This window comes from Streptomyces sp. NPDC048462, from assembly GCF_043200175.1.
Taxonomy (GTDB): Bacteria; Actinomycetota; Actinomycetes; order Streptomycetales; family Streptomycetaceae; genus Streptomyces.
The window spans coordinates 387,022-404,695 of sequence record NZ_JBICXG010000001.1 but is presented as its reverse complement, the minus strand read 5'-3'; the positions used below and the strand labels follow the sequence as shown (position 1 = coordinate 404,695).

The following is a 17,674-nucleotide window of genomic DNA, read 5'->3' as shown; positions in this document are numbered from 1 at the left end:
ATCATGCCAGCGCCGGGGACCCGCGAGTCCCGCCCGTGCCCACGGCCCGCTCCCGGAACCCACCTCACCTGGCACCTTCACGGTACGTAGCGCTTCGGGGTGCGACCGTCGCGGAGCGCTGGTTCTCTGAGGGGGCCCGCTCTTCCCTACCGTTCAAGGAGCGACGATGAGCGTTGCAGGAGAAACCGGCCGAGCCGATCAGATGCGCGAGAAGGCCAGGCACATGGCCGAGGCCGCGGAGCGCACCAAGGACCCGGAGCAGCGCCGACGGCTGCAGGAGAAGGCCCAGAAGCTCCAGGAGCGGAGCGAACAGCAGGCCGAGCGGGGCGGCAGCGACCTCCCCGTGTAGTACCGCTGCACGCGCGGTACCGCGTCACATGTACGTCCGGTGGACTGTCACCCTTCCATGAGTGGGTGGCAGTCCACCGAGTCGTTTCCGCAGCTGCCGGGACTGTCACGCCGCGTCCGGGCCACCGCGGGACGGAGTTCGATCACCACTTTCTACGATGGTCCCCTCCGCAGGGGCCGCCGGGTCCCCGCACGCGAGTCAGGGGCATCCATGAGCCGTCATCCCGTCACCGTGGTCACCGGCGGCAGCCGCGGGATCGGCGCGGCCGTCTGCGTACGTCTGGCGGCCGACGGCCACGACATCGCGCTGGGCTACCGCTCGGACGCGGCGGCCGCCGAGGCCGTGGCCGAATCCGTGCGGGCGACGGGCCGGCGCTGCGTCACGGTGCGCATGGACACGACCGACGAACCGGGTGTCGACCAGCTCTTCCAGGCGGCGGCCGAGGGGCTCGGCCCGGTCACCGGACTGGTCAACAACGCGGGCGTCGGCGGCCCGACGGGCCCGCTCGCGGACGCCGACGCGGCCGGGCTCCGGCGCGCCCTGGACGTCAACGTCATCGGGTACCTCCTGTGCGCGCGGCGGGCCGTGCGCGATATGAGCCGGACCGGTGGCGGGGCCATCGTGAACATGTCCTCGGCCGCCGCCACGCTCGGCGGCCCCGGCGAGTACGTCCACTACGCCGCCGCCAAGGCCGCGGTGGACACCATGACCATCGGCCTGTCCAAGGAGGTCGCCGCCGCCGGTATCCGGGTCAACGCGGTGTCGCCCGGCATCATCCGCACCGAGTTCCACGAGGACCCCGAGCGCCCGGACAAGGCCGCCGCCGGCATCCCGCTGGGCCGGCCCGGTCAGCCGGAGGAGGTCGCCGGAGCCGTCGCCTGGCTGCTCTCGGACGACGCCTCCTACGCCACCGGGGCGATCCTGCGGGTGGCGGGCGGACGCTGAATCCGGCGGTACGGTGCGGCGTGACCGATTCCGGCGGGCCTGCGCTGCTCTTCCTCGACGTCGACGGCCCGCTCCTGCCGTTCGGCCCAGCGACCGGGCCCGGCGGCATCCACCCCACGTATCCGGACGGCTTGCTTCCACCCGGGGCCGGGGCGCATCCGCTGCTCGCCAGGATCGATCCGGGACTCGGGCCCCGGCTGGCCGCGCTCGGCTGCGAGCTGGTGTGGGCGACGACCTGGACGCACGAGGCTAACGAGGTCGTCGCGCCGCGGCTCGGGCTGCCGCCGCTCCCCGTGGTGCTGTGGCCCGGTCCGTCGGCCGAGGACGAACGGGACGCGCGGGCCGGGCTGTACTGGAAGACCCGCACGCTCGTCGGCCGGGCCGCCGGGCGGGCCTTCGCGTGGGTCGACGACGAGATCGGGGACGCGGACCGGCGATGGGTGGCCGCACACCACGAGGGGCGGTCCCTGCTCCACCGCGTCGATCCCGGGCGCGGCCTCACCGACGCCGATTTCCGGCAGCTCGACGCCTGGCTGCGCACGGTGTGAGGCCGTGCGCCGGCCCCGGTACAGGGGTCACACCGGGGCTGCGCCGCGCACCAGCAGCAGTGCCACGTCGGCCGCCGCGACGACCACGGCGGCGGCGAGCGCGGCCTCGCGCCAGTACCGGCCGAGCACCAGCCCGGCCAGCGCGGCCGGCGCCGCCACCGCCAGGGTCAACGCTCCCCACCGGCCCGGCGGTCCGGCCGGTCCGAACGCCAGGACCGCCGAGGCCGCCAGCAGTGGCACCGGCAGCAGCAGCCGGGTGCCGGTGACACCCAGCCGGTGGGGCAGTCCGCACACCCCGCCCCGCAGGTCGTCCTCGATGTCGGGGAGCACATCGCCCAGATGGGCCGCGAGGCCGAGCAGCGCGCCGGCCGTGACGGCCCACCAGGCCGGGCCCGGGCTGCCGGGCAGGGTCAGGGCGGCCACCGCCGGCAGGGCGGCGAAGCCGATCGCGTAAGGGAGCCAGGACAGTGGCGTCGCCTTCAGCCGGAGGTTGTACGCCCAGGCCGCCGCCACCGCGGCCAGGTGCACCGTACCCGCGAGCAGTCCGCAGGCCAGCGAGAGCGGAACGCACAGCAGCGCGGCGGTGAACGCGGCCGTCCACACCGTGCGGCGGGTCACGGAGCCGTCGGCCACCGGCTTGCCGCGGCGCCCGGACGCGGCATCCCGCCGGGCGTCGAAGGCGTCGTTGCACCATCCCACCGAGAGCTGCCCGCTCAGCACCGCGGCGACGAGGAGGGCGAGGCGGACCCCGTCGAGCCCGACACCCACGCCCAGCGCGCCGGTCAGCATGCCGACCGCGACCACCGGGCCCGGGTGGCAGGAGCGGGCGAGCGCCGCCGCGCGGCGCGGCGGCCGGCCGGTCGCGGCGTACAGGCGCGGCGGGTCGGGGGTAGCCATCCGGTGATCGTAGGTACTCCGTGCCGGAGGGACATGGCAGCCACACGGGACGTTTGCGCCGTTTTGTCTCCTGAGTGGGGCAGGGTTGGGCCATGACGTCTCCGAATCAGGACCCGGGATGACCCGGATCGCCGCCGTTCACGGCACCCCGGCCCCGTACCGCCACACGCAGCGCGAGGTCACCGACATGGTGGCCCGCACCTGTCTGCCGCCCGGGACCGGCCGGCGGGTGCTGGACCGGCTGCACGAGAACGCCCGGGTGCGCACGCGGAACATGGTGCTGCCGCTGGAGCGGTACGCGGAGCTGGGCGGGTTCGGCGACGCCAACGACGTGTTCATCCGCGCGGCCGTGGACATGGGCGCGGACGCGCTGCGCGGGGCGCTGCGGACGGCGGGGCTGCGGCCCGAGGACGTGGACCTCCTCATGTTCACGTCCGTCACCGGGGTGGCCGCTCCTTCGGTCGACGCCCGGCTGGTGGGGCGGCTCGGGCTGCGCCCCGACGTGAAGCGGCTGCCGGTGTTCGGGCTCGGCTGCGTGGCCGGGGCCGCCGGGGTGGCCCGGCTGCACGACTATCTTCTCGGCCGCCCCGACGACGTGGCGGTACTGCTCTCGGTGGAACTGTGCTCGCTCACCTTCCAGCGCCACGACGCGTCGACGGCCAACCTGGTGGCGACCGCGCTCTTCGGCGACGGGGCGGCGGCCGTGGTGGCGCTCGGCGCGGGCCGGGCGGCCGGTGCCGGGCCGGAGGTGGTGGCGACCCGCAGCCGCATGTATCCGGACACCGAGCACGTGATGGGCTGGGACATTCGCGGTTCCGGCTTCAAGGTGCTCCTCGATCCGGCCGTCCCGGACGTCGTGCGCCGGTATCTCGCGGACGACGTGCGCGACTTCCTGGCGGAGCACGGGCTCAAACCGAAGGACGTGGCGCACTGGGTGTGCCACCCGGGCGGCCCGAAGGTCCTGGAGGCCGTGTCCGAGGTTCTCTCGCTCCCCGACGGCGCGCTCGACGTCACCTGGAATTCGCTGGCCGAGGTGGGGAACCTGTCCTCCGCCTCGGTGCTCCACGTACTGCGGGACACGCTGGAGCAGCGGCGGCCGGAGCCGGGTTCGCCGGGGCTGCTGCTGGCGATGGGACCGGGATTCTGCTGCGAACTGGTGCTGCTGCGCTGGTAGTCCGGAGGACACATGATCTGGTACACGGCGCTGGTGCTGGCCGTGGCGGGCGAACGGCTCGCCGAACTCTTCGTCGCACTCCGCAACACCCGCTGGGCGCTGGCCAGGGGCGGGGTCGAGACCGGCCGCGCCCACTACCCGGCGATGGTCGCGCTGCACACGGCCCTGCTGCTGGGCTGTCTCACGGAGGTCCGGCTGACGGACCCGCCGTTCGTGCCGTTGTTCGGCTGGGCGATGGTGGCGGTGGTGGTGGCTGCTCAGGGCCTGCGCTGGTGGTGCATCCGTACGCTCGGACACAGGTGGAACACCCGCGTGATCGTCGTTCCGGGGCTGCCGCTGGTGACCGGCGGGCCGTACGGGCTGCTGCGTCACCCGAACTACGTCGCCGTCGCCGCCGAGGGGCTCGCGCTGCCCCTCGTCCACGGCGCGTGGCTGACCGCGGCCCTCTTCACGGTGCTGAACGGGGCGCTCATGACCGTACGCGTGCGGTGCGAGGAGGCGGCCCTGACCGCCACGACGGCGGCGGACGTGCCGGCGTGATCGACGTGCTGGTGGCGGGCGGCGGTCCGGCGGGCCTGGCCGCGGCGATCCGGGCGGCCCGGCTCGGCCTGGAGACGGTCGTCGTCGAACCCCGCGCCTCGCCCATCGACAAGGCCTGCGGCGAGGGCATCATGCCCAGCGGCGTCACCGCACTGCAGGCCCTCGGCGTCGACGTGTCAGGGCACCGGCTCCGCGGCATCCGGTACGTGGAGGGGGCGCGCAGCGCGGCGGCGGTGTTCCGGGGGCGGACGGGGCTCGGCGTGCGGCGGACCGAGCTGCACGCCGCCCTGCACGGCCGGGCGGTGGAGCTCGGTGTCCGGATCGTGCCGGGCAAGGTCACCGGCGTGCGGCAGAGCGGGGACCGGGTCAGCGCGGGCGGACTGACGGCCCGTTGGCTGGTCGCCGCCGACGGGCTGCATTCGCCGCTCCGCCGCGAGCTGCGCCTGGACGGGCCGGGCCCGGCGGTGCGCAGGTACGGGCAGCGCCGGCACTACCGGCTCGCCCCGTGGACGGAGTTCGTGGAGGTCCACTGGTCCCGGCGCGGCGAGGCGTACGTGACGCCGCTCGGGGACGGCCTGGTGGGCGTGGCCGTGCTCAGCCGGGAACGGCGCTCCTACGAGGAGCACCTGACGGCGTTCCCCCGGCTGGCCGCCTCGCTCGCCGGCCTGGACGCGGGGCCCGTGCGCGGCGCCGGACCGCTGCGGCGGCGGGCGCTGGACCGGCGGGCCGGGCGCGTCCTGCTGGTCGGTGACGCGGCGGGCTATGTGGACGCGCTGACCGGCGAAGGGGTGGCGCTGGCCCTGGCGACAGCCGCGGCCGCGGTGGACTGCCTGGCGGCCGGCCGGCCGCAGGACTACCCGGCCCGGTGGCGGACGCTGACGAGACGTCACCGGTTCCTCACCGAGGGACTGCTGGCGGTCGCCCGGCATCCGGCGACGGCGCGTCTGATCGTCCCCGCCGCATACCGCGCGCCTGCGGTCTTCGGCGCCGCGGTGCACGCGCTGCAGTAGTCACGGACCCGGCGGGCGTTCCGGGCGTTCGAGTGCGCCGACAGCACGGTCAGCGGCGGGCCGCTGTGCCAGACTGCGGGACCGGACACCGGCGGGCCGGCGGCGGCAGCCCGAGAAGGAGTGGATCGCGATGGACGCAGGTCAACAGCCCACGGCTGCCTCGTTGTTCGATGCCATCGGCGCCGAGTACGAGCAGGCGTTCGCCGGATCGGCCGCCCACCGGGCCTCGCTGGAAATACTGCTGGAGCACCTGGCACCGCACAGCCGGGTACTGGACGTCGGCAGCGGCACCGGACGGCCGACCGCGCAGGTCCTCACCGACGCCGGTCATGTGGTGCTCGGGGTCGATGTCTCGGCGGTCATGGTGGGCATCGCGTCCCGGCAGGTGCCCCGGGCCGCGTTCCGCTGTGCCGATATCCGCGAACTGCCCCTGGAGGACGGGAGTCTCGACGCCGCGTGTGTGTACTTCTCGCTCCTGCAGATGTCGCGCGCCGAACAGGCGGCGGTACTGGACCGGCTCGGGCGGGCGTTGCGGAGCGGCGGTCACCTGGCAGTCGCGACGGTGCCGTTGGACCTGGAGGACGTGAGCGGTGAGTTCATGGGGCGGCCGGCGCGGGTGACCAGCTTCGGACCTGCGGAGTTCACCGCGCTGGTGGCCGGGGCCGGATTCGCGGTCCTGTCGGAAACCAGCAGCGTGTTCACTCCGGCCCATCCGGCGGCAGTGCCCGAACCGCACCTGTTCCTGCTCGCCCGGCGCGACTGACGGCGCCCGGGGCGGGCTCGCACGGGACCGGCGCGCCGTGTGCCACCCGGCAGGGCTTCGCCGGGAGGCACACGGCTCCTTGATCGCCGCAGGGGCGGCTGATCTAGGCTGGCCGGCATGACTGACAGCCGACCGATCATCTGGCCGACCGCCCCGATAGCGACCGAGCGGCTCGTCCTGCGGCAGTCCGGGCCCCAGGACCGCGCGATGACCATCGAGCTGAACGCCTCACCGGAGGTGACCGCGTACCTCGGTGGCCCACAGCCGCGTGAGGAGCTCGAACGCAAGGTGCCCGAAGTGCCCGGCCGGCGGCCCGGCTTCTTCGTGGCCGAGCTCGACGGCGCGGCGATCGGCACGATTTCGCTCGATCCGCACGACGAGCGCCCGGGGCACATCCGTCCGGACATCGGGAACACCGAGCTCGCCTACCTCTTCCTGCCCCGGGTCTGGGGTCAGGGGTATGCCGCCGAGGCCTGCGCGGCGGCACTCGCCTGGTTCGCCGGCGAGCTGCCCGGCGAGGCGGTGGTGCTCCGCACCCAGACCGCCAACGAGGCCTCGATGCGTCTCGCGGCAAGGGTGGGGTTCACCGAGGTGGAGCGGTTCCAGGACTACGGTGCCGAGCAGTGGTTCGGCGTGTGGACCCCGGCACAACGACCCGGCACGCCGGGCCCGTTCACCCCCGGGTCCTGATCGGGTCCTGCCCTTGAGGAATCGGGCGCCGCACAGCTCCTGAACCTCAGGCGTGCCCGGCGGACGGGGCGTCGAAGTAGTGCCCCTTGCCGAGGTCGTCGAGGAGCCCGGGGTGGGTCGGCTGCCACCCGAGCAGCTCGCGGGTCAGGGCGCTCGACGCCGGACCATCCATGCCCAGGGCGCCGCCGAGCCAGCCGAAGTGCTCGGCCGCGCCCTCCGCCGGGACGGCGGTCACGGGGAGACCGAGACCGCGTCCGATCACCTCGGCGACCTCGCGGATCGGGACCCCCTCATCAGCGGTCGCGTGCAGCGCCGATCCCGCCGGGGCCTGCTCCAGCGCCAGGCGGAAGAGGCGTGCGGCATCGAACCGGGCCACGGCCGGCCAGCGGTTGGAGCCGTCACCGACATAGGCGGAGACCCCCTTGTCACGGGCGACCCCGACAACGGAGGCGATGAAGCCGTTGTCCCCGTCACCGTGCACCGTCGGGGGAAGCCGGACCACGGATGAGCGGACGCCTCGGGAGGCGAAGGAGAGCGTCAGCTGGGCATTGGCCAGCCGGGCCCTCGCCCCCTCGAACGGCACCTCCCAGCCGGGGGCGAGCCCGTCCCGCTCCGTCGCGACCCGCCCCGGCGCGAGGCCCAGCGTCCCGGACGCGATGACGAAGGGCCGGTCCGAGCCCGCGAGCACCTCACCGAACGCCTCGATCGCCGCACGGTCCGCTTCGGCGGCCCCCTGGAAGTTCCCCGAGAAGGCTATGTCGTGCTTGAACGCCAGGTGGATCACTCCGTCCGCGCCTTCGGCGGCGCTCCGCAGCTCGTCGAGATCGTCGAGGCTGCCACGCCGCACCTCGGCCCCTGCCGCTTCGAGCGCGGCCGCCGAGGCGGCCGAGCGGGCGAGCCCGACGACCTGGTGGCCCGCGCCGATGAGCTCGGGAACGACGGCGGAACCGATCCAGCCCGACGCTCCGGTAACGAAAACGCGCATGGGAACCTCCCGGATATACCGACCGTCCACGCCTCAGGAGAACGACGGACAGTCGATGTCAGCAACTGTCATCACAGTACACCTGATGGCAGTCACTGTCATCGCATAGAATCACCGCTATGGGCAGATGGGAGCCGAACGCGCGCGGCAGGCTGGAAGAGGCCGCGATGGATCTCTACAGCGAGCGCGGGTTCGAACAGACGACCGTGACGGAGATCGCCAGACGGGCGGGGCTCACCGAGCGGACGTTCTTCAGGCACTTCAGCGACAAGCGCGAAGTGCTGTTCGCGGGCTCGTCCGCGCTGCAGGGACTCTTCGTGGACACGCTCACGGAGGTGCCCGATTCGGCGGCTCCGATCGACGCCGTGGCCGCGGCGCTCGACGCGGCGGCGGCCGTCTTCCAGGACCGTCACGCATACGCGCGGCAACGCCAGATGATCATCGCCGCCAATGCCGATCTGCAGGAACGCGAACTGATCAAGCTCGCGAGGCTCTCCGCGGCGATCTCCGACACCTTGCGCCGGCGCGGTGTCCCGGAACCGGCGGCGAGCCTTGCCGCCGAGGCGGGGATCGCCGTCTTCAAGGTGACGTTCGAGCGCTGGATCGCGGCAACCGGCTCCCCGGACATGTCGCGGCTCATCCGGGAGTCGCTCGACGAGCTCAAGGCCGTGACAGCGGGCGCCTAAGGGCTGTCCCGTAATCCCTGGCGGGCGCACGACGACAGCTACGGCACCTCGCTGCGTTGTCGAAACGCCCGAATACATCCAGTATGCGGACGCTCCTCCGCCTTGCGATGCACCGCATCTGACGCCGCGCGCTGATCCACCAGGGATTACGGGACAGCCCTTAGGATCTTTCGTTTGGATCAGGCCGGATCAGGGAGCGGTGTCCGGTGCGTGCGGCTGCAAGGCGGAGGAGGGAGTGAACGCGGAGCATTGGCGACCGACGACAACGCCGCAGATGTGCGTGCCGGACACCGCGAGCCCGGCATGATCCAAACGAGAGGCTCTGACCCCGCGCCACCCCTGCACGGCATCCCGGGCGGGCGCCGAGATGCCGAACCGCATATCAGCGCATACCTTCCACTTGGCTCATGTTCGCGCTTCGGGAGGTGCTGATGCGGAAGGCAGGCCGCACTCCGCGCCGGGTGCTCGGCGGCGCCGCCCCGAGGCCGGGCGGGACGCCTGCCCGTGCCGCGCCCGCAGGCCTGCTCGCCGCCGCACTCCTGCTCACGGCGACGGCGGCGTCCCCGTCGTACGCCGCGTCACCACCGAGCGGGTCACCGTCGATCGGGTCAGCACCGCCCTGGGCAGGCTCGCTCAGGTCTCAACCGCCGTCGACCGGTACGGACCAGCTCTACCGGTACGGCTACTCGCTGGGCTTCCACCCCTTCACCAGCCCCCACGACGTACGCGAGCAGCTCACCGGCAACTTCTGGCTGTTTCCGGTGAGCGGTGACTGCCCGGCCGTGATCCACCCGGCCGACGCATGCGATCTGCTGGGCGGAAACCCGGTCCGGGTGGAGGCGATCGGGTACGACAGCCTCCAGATCGCGACGCTTCCCGGCCACAGCCTCGGCGAGGGGATGCACATCCGGTTCACGTTCGCCCGCAGTCTCGGCCTGCACTGCCTGGTCGTCAGCGCCTGGCAGGACCGGCCGACCCCGTGCAGCGAGCGGACGCTGTGCAGCGCGGCGAGCCGCGCTGGTGCCTGGGCCCTGTGGCGCGTCCTCTCCGAGACCCTGACCGTGTCCGCCTACGCGGCCTGACCCGGCCGGGGCGGACAGGGACCGCCTCAGGCGTGGAAGCCGTTGCACACGACGGGGGTGTACTCCTTGGGCCCTCCGTCGACGCGGTAGATCATCACCGTCCAGTCACCCCGGTCGTCTCCCACCGGGATCGCGTCGAGGGTCTTCGCACCGAAGTGCGCCCGGAAGTCGTCCGGGTACGTGAGGCTGACGGCTCCGCCGGAGGACCAGTGGGAGTAGATATCGACCGGCTTGCTGGTGAAGCCGATGCCCTTTGCCCCGGACGCGAGCGGCCGCCCGGTGGCGCGGTCGGTCTCGTGCGGGGGCCGCACGCCAACCGACACGTAGTAGGGCGCGGGCCGCTCCCCCTTGCCCGCGTCCTCGAACCGCATCGACACCGAGGCGGTGTCGGAGCCGGAGGTGTGCGAGACGGTGGACATGAGGCCGGACGGCGGAAAGGACTCGGGAACGCGGTCCGGAACGCAGCGGCCGCTGCCCAGGGCGGCCTGTCCGGGATCGTCCGACAGGGTCCAGCGGTCCTTCGGGACACGGTCGTTCTCGATGTGGCCAGGTGGGCCCGCCGTCCTGTCAGCGGTTGCCGAACGGCCAGCGGCCGGCCGGCTCGACACGGTGGCACCGGGCTCGGCCGAGGCATCGGAACCCTTGCCGTCCGTCTCCGGAAGCAGCCAGACCGTCAGCGGCACCGCGATCGCCACCGCGCACACGGCGACCCAGATCTTCCCCCACCGTGCGCTGCCCCGGCCCGGACTGCCGGACGGCCCCGCGTCGGCCGTCGCGGGCGCCGCCACCGGCTGATCGGCCGGCTCACGCTCCGCACGCCGCGTCGGGGTGGTGGCGTCGCCGGCCGGCACCGTTTCCGGCTCCGCCCGCCCACCGGGCGCCATGGGCGGCGTGATCTCGTCCCCCGGTACGAGGCCGGGCCCGGCGGCCCGGACGAGCCTGCCGTAGTGGGCGTCCGAGGCCAGCGGCGAGTCCACCCCGCACAGCGCGATCACGACGGCGGGCCCCGGCCGCTCCGCCGGATCCTTGTCGACGCACATGCGGATCAGCGCGGCCAGGTCCGGCCGCACGCCCGCCAGGTCGATCTCCTCGTGCACGCTCCGGTAACTGATTGAGGCGGCGTCGCCCGTGCCGTACGGGGGCCGGCCGGTCGCCGTGTACGCGAGCGTCGCACCCAGTGCGAAGACATCCGCCGCCGGACCCGCCTCGTTGCCCAGCAGCACCTCGGGGGCCGTGTATCCAGGTGTCCCCGAGGCCATCCCTTCCCGGGTGAGGACCGACTGATCGATCGCCCGTGCGATCCCGAAGTCGATCAGCTGCGGTCCCTGCGGGGACAGGATGACGTTGTGCGGTTTCAGGTCCCGGTGCGTGACTCCGTGTACGTGGACCGCTGCCAGCCCCTCGGCCAGCGCGGCCAGCAGCCGCAGCGCGCTGTCCGGCGGGAAGGGGCCGCCCGCGCCGACGGCGGCGCGCAGTGTGGGCCCCGGCACGTACTCCGTGGCGAGCCAGTACGGGGACGTGCCGAGCGACGCCTCGATCAACTGGGCGGTGTACACGCTGCGCACGGTCTCGACGGTCGCGGCCTCGCGCCGGAACCGGGCCAGTACCTCGGGGTGATCGCTGATCTCGTCCCGGATGACCTTGACCGCCACCAGCCGGCCACCGGGCGACCGGGCGAGATACACCTGCCCCATGCCGCCCGCGCCGAGACGGGCGAGCAACTGGTAGGCGCCTATTCGCGCGGGGTCCTGGGGCCTCAGTGCGTCCACGGCCCGACTGTGCCACATCCGCACCCGCCGGACCACAACTCCCGCCCGGACGACCGGGGTCGGCGCACCGGCCTGCGGCCCCGCCGGATTCCTGCCGGTGACCCGGACCGGCGGCGGCCGTTCGGAGCCCCGCCCGGCCCGTCGCGTTCAGGGCGAGTCGGTGGCCTCGAACCAGGTCGGTCCGTCGTTGAGCGACTGCTTGATGCGCAGGAGCGCGAACTCCTCCAGCGGCGGCAGCGAGTCGACCCCGAACCAGGCCACCTCCAGCGACTCGTCGTCATTGACGCGGGCCTCGCCGCCGGTGGCCCGGCAGCGGAAGGTGATGTCCAGGTACTGGCACCGGTCGCCGTTCTCGTACTGTATGGCCGGCAGTGCCTGGGTCAGCACCACGCGTTCCGCGACGCAGTGCACGGCCGTCTCCTCGTGCACCTCGCGTTCCGCCGTCGCCGCCGGCTGCTCCCCCGGCTCGGCGATGCCGCCGATGATCGACCAGTTCCCGGTGTCCGCGCGCCGTCCGAGCAGCACTCTGCCCTCCTCGTCGAAGACGACGGCGCTGACGCCGGGCAGTAGGAGCAGCTGTTGACCCGCGGTGGCGCGAATCTCTCGGATGAAGTCAGGAGTTGCCATGACATGACCCTACGCGGCGTGCTGAGCCGTTCAGCGGCTGCGCCGTGCCCGAAGCGCCCGCGTGCCGACCCAGCCGAGGCCGATGACCGCGAGCAGCGAGAGCACCCCTTCGGGCAGCGGTCCCATCCTGGTCGCGGGAGTCAGCGAGGACCGCAGCGGCACCTCTTCGACCAGCGCGTCCGGGGTGAACATCTTCGTCTTGCGGACGACGGTGCCGTCCGGGCGGATGACCGCGCTGACGCCGCTGGTGACGGGGACGACGACGGACCTGCTGTGCTCCACCGCGCGCACCCGGGACATGGCCAGCTGCTGGTAGGTCATCTCGCTGCGGCCGAAGGTGGCGTTGTTACTGGGGACGGCGATCATCTGGGCGCCGTGCTCGACCGTGTCGCGCACGGCGTCGTCGAACGCGGCCTCGTAGCAGGTGACGAGCCCGACGTAGGTGCCGGACAGGTCGAAGACGCCGACCTTCTTGCCGGGACCGAAGTCGCGCTGCACCCGGTCCACGTCCGAGCTGAAGACGCGCACGAAGGAACGCATCGGCATGTACTCGCCGAACGGCTGGATGTGGCGCTTGTCGTACGTGGCCACCGGGCCCTTGTCCGGGTCCCACTGGATGAGGGTGTTGCGCAGCTTGCCGGTGTCGGGCTCGACGACCGCGCCGACGACGGTCGGCACCCCGATGGCCTTCACCGCGTCGTCGATCACGATCTTCGCGTCGGCGTTGCGGTAGGGGTCGAGGTCGGAGGAGTTCTCCGGCCACAGGACGAAGTCGGGCTGCGGCACCTTGCCCGCCTTCACGTCCCGGGCGAGCTGCTCCGTACGGTTGGCGTGGTTGTCCAGGACGGCGCGGCGCTGGGAGTTGAAGTCGAGGCCGAGCCGGGGCACGTTGCCCTGGACCGCGGCGACGGTCGCGGTGCCGTCCTCGGCCGAGTCGTCCACCAGCGGCAGCGACGCGAGTGCGGCGGCGACCGGGAGCAGGACGGCCGCCGCGGTCACCCCGGCGGCCAGACGGGGCAGTTCCCCGGTGGCGCGGCGGAGACGGAAGCGGCGGACCGCCTCGAAGAGTCCGAAGCCGCACAGCACCACGGCGAAGGAGAGCAGCGGGGTGCCGCCGAGCGCGGCGAGCGGCAGGAACACGCTGTCCGCCTGACCGAAGGCGATCCTGCCCCAGGGGAAGCCGCCGAACGGCACCCTGGCCCGTACCGCCTCGTCCAGGGCCCAGACCGCGGCCGCCCAGAACGGCCAGCCTGCGAGCCGGGACACGGCGGAGATGCCGATGCAGCCCACCGCGATGAACAGTGCCTCGGCGGCAGCCAGGGCCAGCCACGGCACCGGGCCGACCTCTTCTCCCGTCCAGTGCAGCAACGGCAGCATGAAGCCCAGCCCGGCGAGCAGACCGAGGCCGAACGCGGCCCGGAGCCTGCGCTCGAACAGCACCCAGCCGAGCAGTGCGAAACCGGGCAGAACCAGCCACCACAGGGGCCGGGGCGGGAAGCTCGCGTACAGCATCAGCCCGGAGAGCAGGGCTGCGCCGGGACGGACGAGCCGAGGCAGCAGGCGCCTGGCTCGATGGACGGAGGCGGGCTTCTGCGGGTCGCCGACCGGGGCGATGGTGGTGCTCACCCGGCGGAGTCTACGGTGGCGGGCTGTGCGCCCCGCAGCCCTGTCCCGATGGCGGAATCCCTACCGCCGGATCGTTTCTCCGTATCTTCCGCACATATGCCTGTTGATGCCGACAACCTGTGCCGCAGTCCCTCGCCGACCCGGCCGGTTCCGGCCATCGCGCCCGGGACCGTCACAGGCCGGGGGACGGACGTGATGACCTCATCCACGGAACGGGAGCCGGCGGGCGGCAACGCGTCCGACGCCGCCGGTGCGGTGATTCTCGCCGCCTGCGCGATCTGGTCCCTGATCAGCGCGGCGGGCCGGGAGACCCGGCCGGAGGGGGTGCTGCTGGCGCTCCTCGCGGTGGCGGCGGGTTTCGCCTGCGGGCGCATCTGCGGAACGCTGCTGCCGGTGGCCACCGCGACGGTCGCCGCGCCGGCCGCCCTCGCCATGGCGTTCGTCTGGCGTGACGGGGTGCCCGGTGCCACGGCCACGACGGACACCGCGCCCGGCTGCACCGGGGCGGCGGCCGGGCTGCTGGTGCTCGCGGCCGGCGCGGCCTGTTGCGCTGCGGCGGCGGCCGGCCGGGAGTCCCTGCGGTTCACCCTGCGGCTGCTGGCCCTGGGCACGGCCTGCGCCTCGCTCGGACTCGGCTCGGCCGCGGGGTGCGCGGCCGCGCTCGGGGTGCTGCTGTGCTCGGTCGCCGCGTCGGGGGTCCGGCGGCGGCTGCCCGCTCTCGTCGGGCTCGCCCTGGCCGCCGGTCTGGTCACCGCCGTCCCCTGGGCGGTGGCCCGGGGCGTGCTGCCGGACGGGCTGACCACCTCCCTTGAGGCCGGCTCACCGGAAACCGGGTGCGGCTCTGGCAGGACGCCGCGCAACTGGCCGGGCAGCACCCGCTGCGCGGCATCGGCCCCGGCCGCTTCGCCGAGCTGAGCGCCACCGCGCAGCAGACCCTCCACTCCGACGGCAAGTCGCACTCGGCTCGGCCCCCTTGCAGTAGGCGGCCGAGCAGGGTGTGGTGGGGATGCTGCTGCTGGGGGCCGCGTTCGGCCGGCTGCTGTACGTGCTGTGGCGCTCGCCGCGCGGCACCCCGGTCGTGCTGACCGCCGGCGCCGCGCTCACCGCGCCGGCGGTGCTGGCCGGATTCGGCAACGCGCTGAGCTTCACGCCGGTGACGGCCGGGGCCGGTCTGCTGGCCGGGCCGGCGTCGGCCAGGCGGCCCATCGGAGACGGCGGCTGAGGCCGCGTCCCGCATGGCCGGTGCGGGCGCTTGGGGCCGTGCGGTGCTTGAGGCCGGTGCGCTCTCCTTGGGGCCGGTGCGGTGCTTGGGGGCTCCGGTGTTTCAGGCGCCGGCCGGGGCGCCGGTGGCCGGCAGGTGCAGCCGGTCGCGGATGAAGCGGACCCCCGCCTCGGCGTCGTCCACCGTCACCGTGAAGGTCCTGCCGTCGCCGAGCCGGAGCACCAGGCCCTCGCCGCGTCGGACGACCACGGCGGTGCCCTGCTCGGGGCGCCAGCGGTAGCCCCAGCCGCCCCACTGGCGCGGGGTGACCCGGGGCGCGAACTCCGCGCCCACCACGTGGGTGAGCAGGATCCGGCGGCGCGGCAGTCCCATGTGGCCGCAGCGCACTTCGAGGGCGTCGCCGTCGACCCTGACGGCCACGTTCACGAAGGCGAGGGTGCCGAAGAGCATCAGCAGTCCGGCCGCCATGCAGCCGATCACCGACATCAGCAGCGGTGCGATACCGGAGGTCCAGGTGGAACTGACGGCGAGCTGGATGCCGAGCGCCAGGCAGGCGGCGCCCGCAGCGGCGAGCACCCACTGGGTCCGGTTGGTGGCCCGGCCCGTCCAGACCGCCGGGGGGGAGTCGGCTCCGGTGTGCCTCGGTTCTCGGGGATGGTCCCTCATGCCAAGCAGCGTACTGAAGAAACCGCGCGGCGGAACGGGTCCGGCGGCCCCGGCCGGGTCGCCCTGGGGTCAGCGAGCGGGCGTGGCCGCCATGAGGCGACGCCCCTCCGGGTAGGCCAGAGCGGCTTCGGGCATCTCGGACACCTGGCCGCCGAGGAGCACCACAAGACCGGTGCCCGGTTCGGCCGACGGAGCGGGTTGGGCCCCGATCCGGCGCAGCGCCTGGGCCGCGACGGCCCCGGCGGAGGGGTACAGGGCCACGGCGGGCCGGCCGGGCTGCCGCACGGCGTCGCGGATGCGCTCGGCGACCAGCTCGTAGTGGGTGCAGCCGAGCACGATGGCCCGGACATCGGGCGGGGTGAGCGCGGCGGCCGCGGCGATGGCCTGGTCGATGCCCTCCTCGTCCGCGTACTGCACGGCGTCGGCGAGCCCGGGGCAGGGGACCTCGGTGACGGCGGCGGAGCCGGCGAAGTCCCTGATGAGTCCTCGCTGGTACGGGCTGCCGGTGGTCGACGGGGTGGCCCAGATGGCGAACGGTCCGCCCGCGGCCGCGGCGGGCTTGATCGCGGGCACGGTCCCGATGACCGGCAGGCCGGGTTCGAGCTCCGCCCGCAGCGCCGCCAGGGCGCGTACGGAGGCGGTGTTGCAGGCGACGATCAGCGCGTCCGGGCGGTGGGCGGCGGCCGCGCGGGCCACTGCGAGCGCGTGCTCCGTCACGTACTCGGGGGTGCGCGGGCCCCAGGGCATGCTCGCGGGGTCCGAGGAGAGCACCAGATCGGCGTCCGGCCGCAGCCGGCGTACTTCTTCTGCGGCGGCGAGCAGGCCGATTCCGGAGTCCATGAGCGCGATCTTCACCCGGTCACCATAGTCGACCACCCTTGCGGTCCCGGCTCAGTGGGGCAGACTTCGGCCAATGACCGCCATTGTCTGGATCGCCGTGGGTTCCCTCGCCGCGTGGGTGTGGCTGCTGCTGGGGCAGGGCTTCTTCTGGCGGACGGACCAGCGGCTTCCGGACCGCACGGAACCCGGGGACTGGCCGTCCGTCGCGATCGTCGTCCCGGCACGGGACGAGGCCGACATGCTCCCGGTGAGCCTGCCGTCGCTGATGGCGCAGGACTATCCGGGGCCGGCCGAGATCTTCCTGGTCGACGACTGCAGCGAGGACGGCACCGGGGAGGTGGCCCGTGCGCTGGCCGTACGGCACGGCGGGCTCCGGGTGACCGTGGTGTCTCCCGGGCAACTCCGGGCGGGCTGGACGGGCAAGCTGTGGGCCGTACGGCACGGGATGGCGGTGGCACGGGCCAGGGAGCCGGAGTACCTGCTGCTCACGGACGCCGATATCGCGCACGAGCCGGACAGTCTGCGGGAGCTGGTGGCGGCCGCCGGGGCGGGCGGGTTCGATCTGGTGTCGCAGATGGCACGGCTGCGGGTCCAGAGCACCTGGGAGCGGCTCGTCGTACCGGCCTTCGTCTACTTCTTCTCGCAGCTCTACCCGTTCCGCCGGGTGAACCGGGCGGGCGCGCGGACCGCGGCGGCCGCGGGCGGCTGCGTACTGCTGCGGACCGAGGCCGCCGTCCGGGCGCGGGTGCCGGAGTCGATCCGGCAGGCGGTGATCGACGATGTGTCGCTGGCCCGTGCGGTGCGGGACAGCGGCGGCCGGATCTGGCTGGGGCTCGCGGACCGGGTGGACAGTGTGCGGCCGTACCCGTGCCTCACCGACCTGTGGCGGATGATCTCCCGGAGCGCATACGCCCAGCTGCGGCACAACCCGCTGCTCCTGCTCGGGACGGTGCTGGGGCTCGCGCTCGTCTACCTCGCGCCGCCGGTGACGCTCGTGGCGGGGCTGCTGGGCGGCAACGGTGCGGCCGCCTGGGCGGGCGGCGTGGCCTGGGTCGTGATGGCCGCGACGTACATGCCGATGCTGGGGTACTACCGGCAGTCCCTGTGGCTGGCTCCGCTGCTGCCGTTCACCGCGCTGCTGTACCTGCTGATGACGGTCGATTCGGCCGTCCAGCACTACCGGGGCCGCGGTGCGGCCTGGAAGGGGCGTACGTACGCGCGCCCCGAGGCCGCACCGGACCGGTGACCGCGGGCG

General features: G+C 73.7%; 20 protein-coding genes. 13 read left to right on the top strand and 7 right to left on the bottom strand.

Annotated elements, in window-relative coordinates; all coding sequences use genetic code 11:
- The first annotated feature begins 166 nt into the window (after positions 1-166).
- The 3 genes from ACGFU6_RS01640 to ACGFU6_RS01630 all read left to right on the top strand — a co-directional run bounded on the left by ACGFU6_RS01640 (position 167) and on the right by ACGFU6_RS01630 (position 1,842).
- Positions 167-349 (top strand): DUF6381 family protein, encoded by a 183-nt coding sequence (locus ACGFU6_RS01640; RefSeq protein ID WP_393607485.1) that lies wholly within the window; start codon positions 167-169, stop codon positions 347-349.
- 210 nt (positions 350-559) lie between these two features.
- Complete coding sequence (locus ACGFU6_RS01635; RefSeq protein ID WP_393607484.1) at positions 560-1,294, top strand: SDR family NAD(P)-dependent oxidoreductase; 735 nt, start codon at positions 560-562, stop codon at positions 1,292-1,294.
- Positions 1,295-1,314: 20 nt separating this feature from the next.
- On the top strand, positions 1,315-1,842 hold the full coding sequence (locus tag ACGFU6_RS01630) for an HAD domain-containing protein (RefSeq protein ID WP_393607483.1): 528 nt from the start codon (positions 1,315-1,317) through the stop codon (positions 1,840-1,842).
- Between the two features lie 27 nt (positions 1,843-1,869).
- Here the strand turns inward: ACGFU6_RS01630 and ACGFU6_RS01625 are convergent, their stop codons facing one another.
- Positions 1,870-2,739 (bottom strand): UbiA family prenyltransferase, encoded by an 870-nt coding sequence (locus ACGFU6_RS01625; protein ID WP_393607482.1) that lies wholly within the window; start codon positions 2,737-2,739, stop codon positions 1,870-1,872.
- A gap of 118 nt (positions 2,740-2,857) precedes the next feature.
- Here ACGFU6_RS01625 and ACGFU6_RS01620 point away from each other — a divergent pair, with 118 nt between their 5' ends.
- The 5 genes from ACGFU6_RS01620 (at position 2,858) to ACGFU6_RS01600 (ending at position 6,916) form a co-directional block, all read left to right on the top strand.
- A complete protein-coding gene (locus ACGFU6_RS01620) occupies positions 2,858-3,913 on the top strand; it encodes a type III polyketide synthase (protein WP_393607481.1) in 1,056 nt (351 codons plus the stop codon).
- A gap of 12 nt (positions 3,914-3,925) precedes the next feature.
- Positions 3,926-4,453, top strand: coding sequence for an isoprenylcysteine carboxyl methyltransferase family protein (locus tag ACGFU6_RS01615; RefSeq protein WP_393607480.1), 528 nt, complete (start codon positions 3,926-3,928; stop codon positions 4,451-4,453).
- Positions 4,450-5,463, top strand: coding sequence for an NAD(P)/FAD-dependent oxidoreductase (locus ACGFU6_RS01610; protein ID WP_393607479.1), 1,014 nt, complete (start codon positions 4,450-4,452; stop codon positions 5,461-5,463). Before ACGFU6_RS01615 ends, ACGFU6_RS01610 begins: the two co-directional genes overlap by 4 nt.
- A 130-nt stretch (positions 5,464-5,593) precedes the next feature.
- The gene (locus ACGFU6_RS01605) at positions 5,594-6,226 is read left to right on the top strand and encodes a class I SAM-dependent methyltransferase (protein WP_393607478.1); all 633 of its coding nucleotides are present in this window, start codon (positions 5,594-5,596) and stop codon (positions 6,224-6,226) included.
- 117 nt (positions 6,227-6,343) lie between these two features.
- The gene (locus ACGFU6_RS01600; protein WP_393607477.1) at positions 6,344-6,916 is read left to right on the top strand and encodes a GNAT family N-acetyltransferase; all 573 of its coding nucleotides are present in this window, start codon (positions 6,344-6,346) and stop codon (positions 6,914-6,916) included.
- A gap of 46 nt (positions 6,917-6,962) precedes the next feature.
- On the opposite strand, the gene ACGFU6_RS01595 is transcribed toward ACGFU6_RS01600, so the two are convergent.
- On the bottom strand, positions 6,963-7,901 hold the full coding sequence (locus ACGFU6_RS01595) for an SDR family oxidoreductase (RefSeq protein ID WP_393607476.1): 939 nt from the start codon (positions 7,899-7,901) through the stop codon (positions 6,963-6,965).
- Positions 7,902-8,020: 119 nt separating this feature from the next.
- Here ACGFU6_RS01595 and ACGFU6_RS01590 point away from each other — a divergent pair, with 119 nt between their 5' ends.
- Complete coding sequence (locus tag ACGFU6_RS01590; protein WP_393607475.1) at positions 8,021-8,587, top strand: TetR family transcriptional regulator; 567 nt, start codon at positions 8,021-8,023, stop codon at positions 8,585-8,587.
- 407 nt (positions 8,588-8,994) lie between these two features.
- A complete protein-coding gene (locus tag ACGFU6_RS01585) occupies positions 8,995-9,669 on the top strand; it encodes a hypothetical protein (protein WP_393607474.1) in 675 nt (224 codons plus the stop codon).
- Positions 9,670-9,695: 26 nt separating this feature from the next.
- Here ACGFU6_RS01585 and ACGFU6_RS01580 read toward each other — a convergent pair whose 3' ends face one another.
- From ACGFU6_RS01580 to lnt, 3 genes are all read right to left on the bottom strand, one after another.
- Complete coding sequence (locus ACGFU6_RS01580; protein WP_393607473.1) at positions 9,696-11,438, bottom strand: serine/threonine protein kinase; 1,743 nt, start codon at positions 11,436-11,438, stop codon at positions 9,696-9,698.
- 147 nt (positions 11,439-11,585) lie between these two features.
- Positions 11,586-12,065, bottom strand: coding sequence for an NUDIX domain-containing protein (locus ACGFU6_RS01575; protein ID WP_393607472.1), 480 nt, complete (start codon positions 12,063-12,065; stop codon positions 11,586-11,588).
- Positions 12,066-12,095: 30 nt separating this feature from the next.
- Positions 12,096-13,691: an apolipoprotein N-acyltransferase gene (gene lnt, locus ACGFU6_RS01570; protein ID WP_393607471.1), complete on the bottom strand. Its 1,596-nt coding sequence runs from the start codon at positions 13,689-13,691 to the stop codon at positions 12,096-12,098.
- Between the two features lie 195 nt (positions 13,692-13,886).
- On the opposite strand from lnt, the gene ACGFU6_RS01565 reads away from it, so the two are divergent.
- A complete protein-coding gene (locus ACGFU6_RS01565; RefSeq protein ID WP_393607470.1) occupies positions 13,887-14,606 on the top strand; it encodes a hypothetical protein in 720 nt (239 codons plus the stop codon).
- Positions 14,607-14,697: 91 nt separating this feature from the next.
- Complete coding sequence (locus ACGFU6_RS01560) at positions 14,698-14,913, top strand: hypothetical protein (protein WP_393607469.1); 216 nt, start codon at positions 14,698-14,700, stop codon at positions 14,911-14,913.
- Between the two features lie 102 nt (positions 14,914-15,015).
- On the opposite strand, the gene ACGFU6_RS01555 is transcribed toward ACGFU6_RS01560, so the two are convergent.
- Complete coding sequence (locus tag ACGFU6_RS01555) at positions 15,016-15,579, bottom strand: hypothetical protein (protein ID WP_393607468.1); 564 nt, start codon at positions 15,577-15,579, stop codon at positions 15,016-15,018.
- Positions 15,580-15,648: 69 nt separating this feature from the next.
- Entirely contained in the window at positions 15,649-16,434 is a 786-nt protein-coding gene (locus tag ACGFU6_RS01550; RefSeq protein WP_393607467.1) for a glutamate racemase, read from the bottom strand.
- Positions 16,435-16,492: 58 nt separating this feature from the next.
- Here ACGFU6_RS01550 and ACGFU6_RS01545 point away from each other — a divergent pair, with 58 nt between their 5' ends.
- A complete protein-coding gene (locus ACGFU6_RS01545) occupies positions 16,493-17,665 on the top strand; it encodes a glycosyltransferase (protein WP_393607466.1) in 1,173 nt (390 codons plus the stop codon).
- Positions 17,666-17,674 lie beyond the last annotated feature (9 nt).

What these genes read in the sequence shown, in the direction of transcription:
- ACGFU6_RS01640 (WP_393607485.1), top strand. Translation starts at nt 167, where the DNA reads ATGAGCGTTGCAGGAGAAACCGGCCGAGCCGATCAGATGCGCGAGAAG.
- ACGFU6_RS01635 (WP_393607484.1), top strand. Translation starts at nt 560, where the DNA reads ATGAGCCGTCATCCCGTCACCGTGGTCACCGGCGGCAGCCGCGGGATC.
- ACGFU6_RS01625 (WP_393607482.1), bottom strand. Translation starts at nt 2,739, where the DNA reads ATGGCTACCCCCGACCCGCCGCGCCTGTACGCCGCGACCGGCCGGCCG.
- ACGFU6_RS01620 (WP_393607481.1), top strand. Translation starts at nt 2,858, where the DNA reads ATGACCCGGATCGCCGCCGTTCACGGCACCCCGGCCCCGTACCGCCAC.
- ACGFU6_RS01615 (WP_393607480.1), top strand. Translation starts at nt 3,926, where the DNA reads ATGATCTGGTACACGGCGCTGGTGCTGGCCGTGGCGGGCGAACGGCTC.
- ACGFU6_RS01605 (WP_393607478.1), top strand. Translation starts at nt 5,594, where the DNA reads ATGGACGCAGGTCAACAGCCCACGGCTGCCTCGTTGTTCGATGCCATC.
- ACGFU6_RS01600 (WP_393607477.1), top strand. Translation starts at nt 6,344, where the DNA reads ATGACTGACAGCCGACCGATCATCTGGCCGACCGCCCCGATAGCGACC.
- ACGFU6_RS01595 (WP_393607476.1), bottom strand. Translation starts at nt 7,901, where the DNA reads ATGCGCGTTTTCGTTACCGGAGCGTCGGGCTGGATCGGTTCCGCCGTC.
- ACGFU6_RS01590 (WP_393607475.1), top strand. Translation starts at nt 8,021, where the DNA reads ATGGGCAGATGGGAGCCGAACGCGCGCGGCAGGCTGGAAGAGGCCGCG.
- ACGFU6_RS01585 (WP_393607474.1), top strand. Translation starts at nt 8,995, where the DNA reads ATGTTCGCGCTTCGGGAGGTGCTGATGCGGAAGGCAGGCCGCACTCCG.
- ACGFU6_RS01575 (WP_393607472.1), bottom strand. Translation starts at nt 12,065, where the DNA reads ATGGCAACTCCTGACTTCATCCGAGAGATTCGCGCCACCGCGGGTCAA.
- ACGFU6_RS01565 (WP_393607470.1), top strand. Translation starts at nt 13,887, where the DNA reads ATGACCTCATCCACGGAACGGGAGCCGGCGGGCGGCAACGCGTCCGAC.
- ACGFU6_RS01560 (WP_393607469.1), top strand. Translation starts at nt 14,698, where the DNA reads ATGCTGCTGCTGGGGGCCGCGTTCGGCCGGCTGCTGTACGTGCTGTGG.
- ACGFU6_RS01555 (WP_393607468.1), bottom strand. Translation starts at nt 15,579, where the DNA reads ATGAGGGACCATCCCCGAGAACCGAGGCACACCGGAGCCGACTCCCCC.
- ACGFU6_RS01545 (WP_393607466.1), top strand. Translation starts at nt 16,493, where the DNA reads ATGACCGCCATTGTCTGGATCGCCGTGGGTTCCCTCGCCGCGTGGGTG.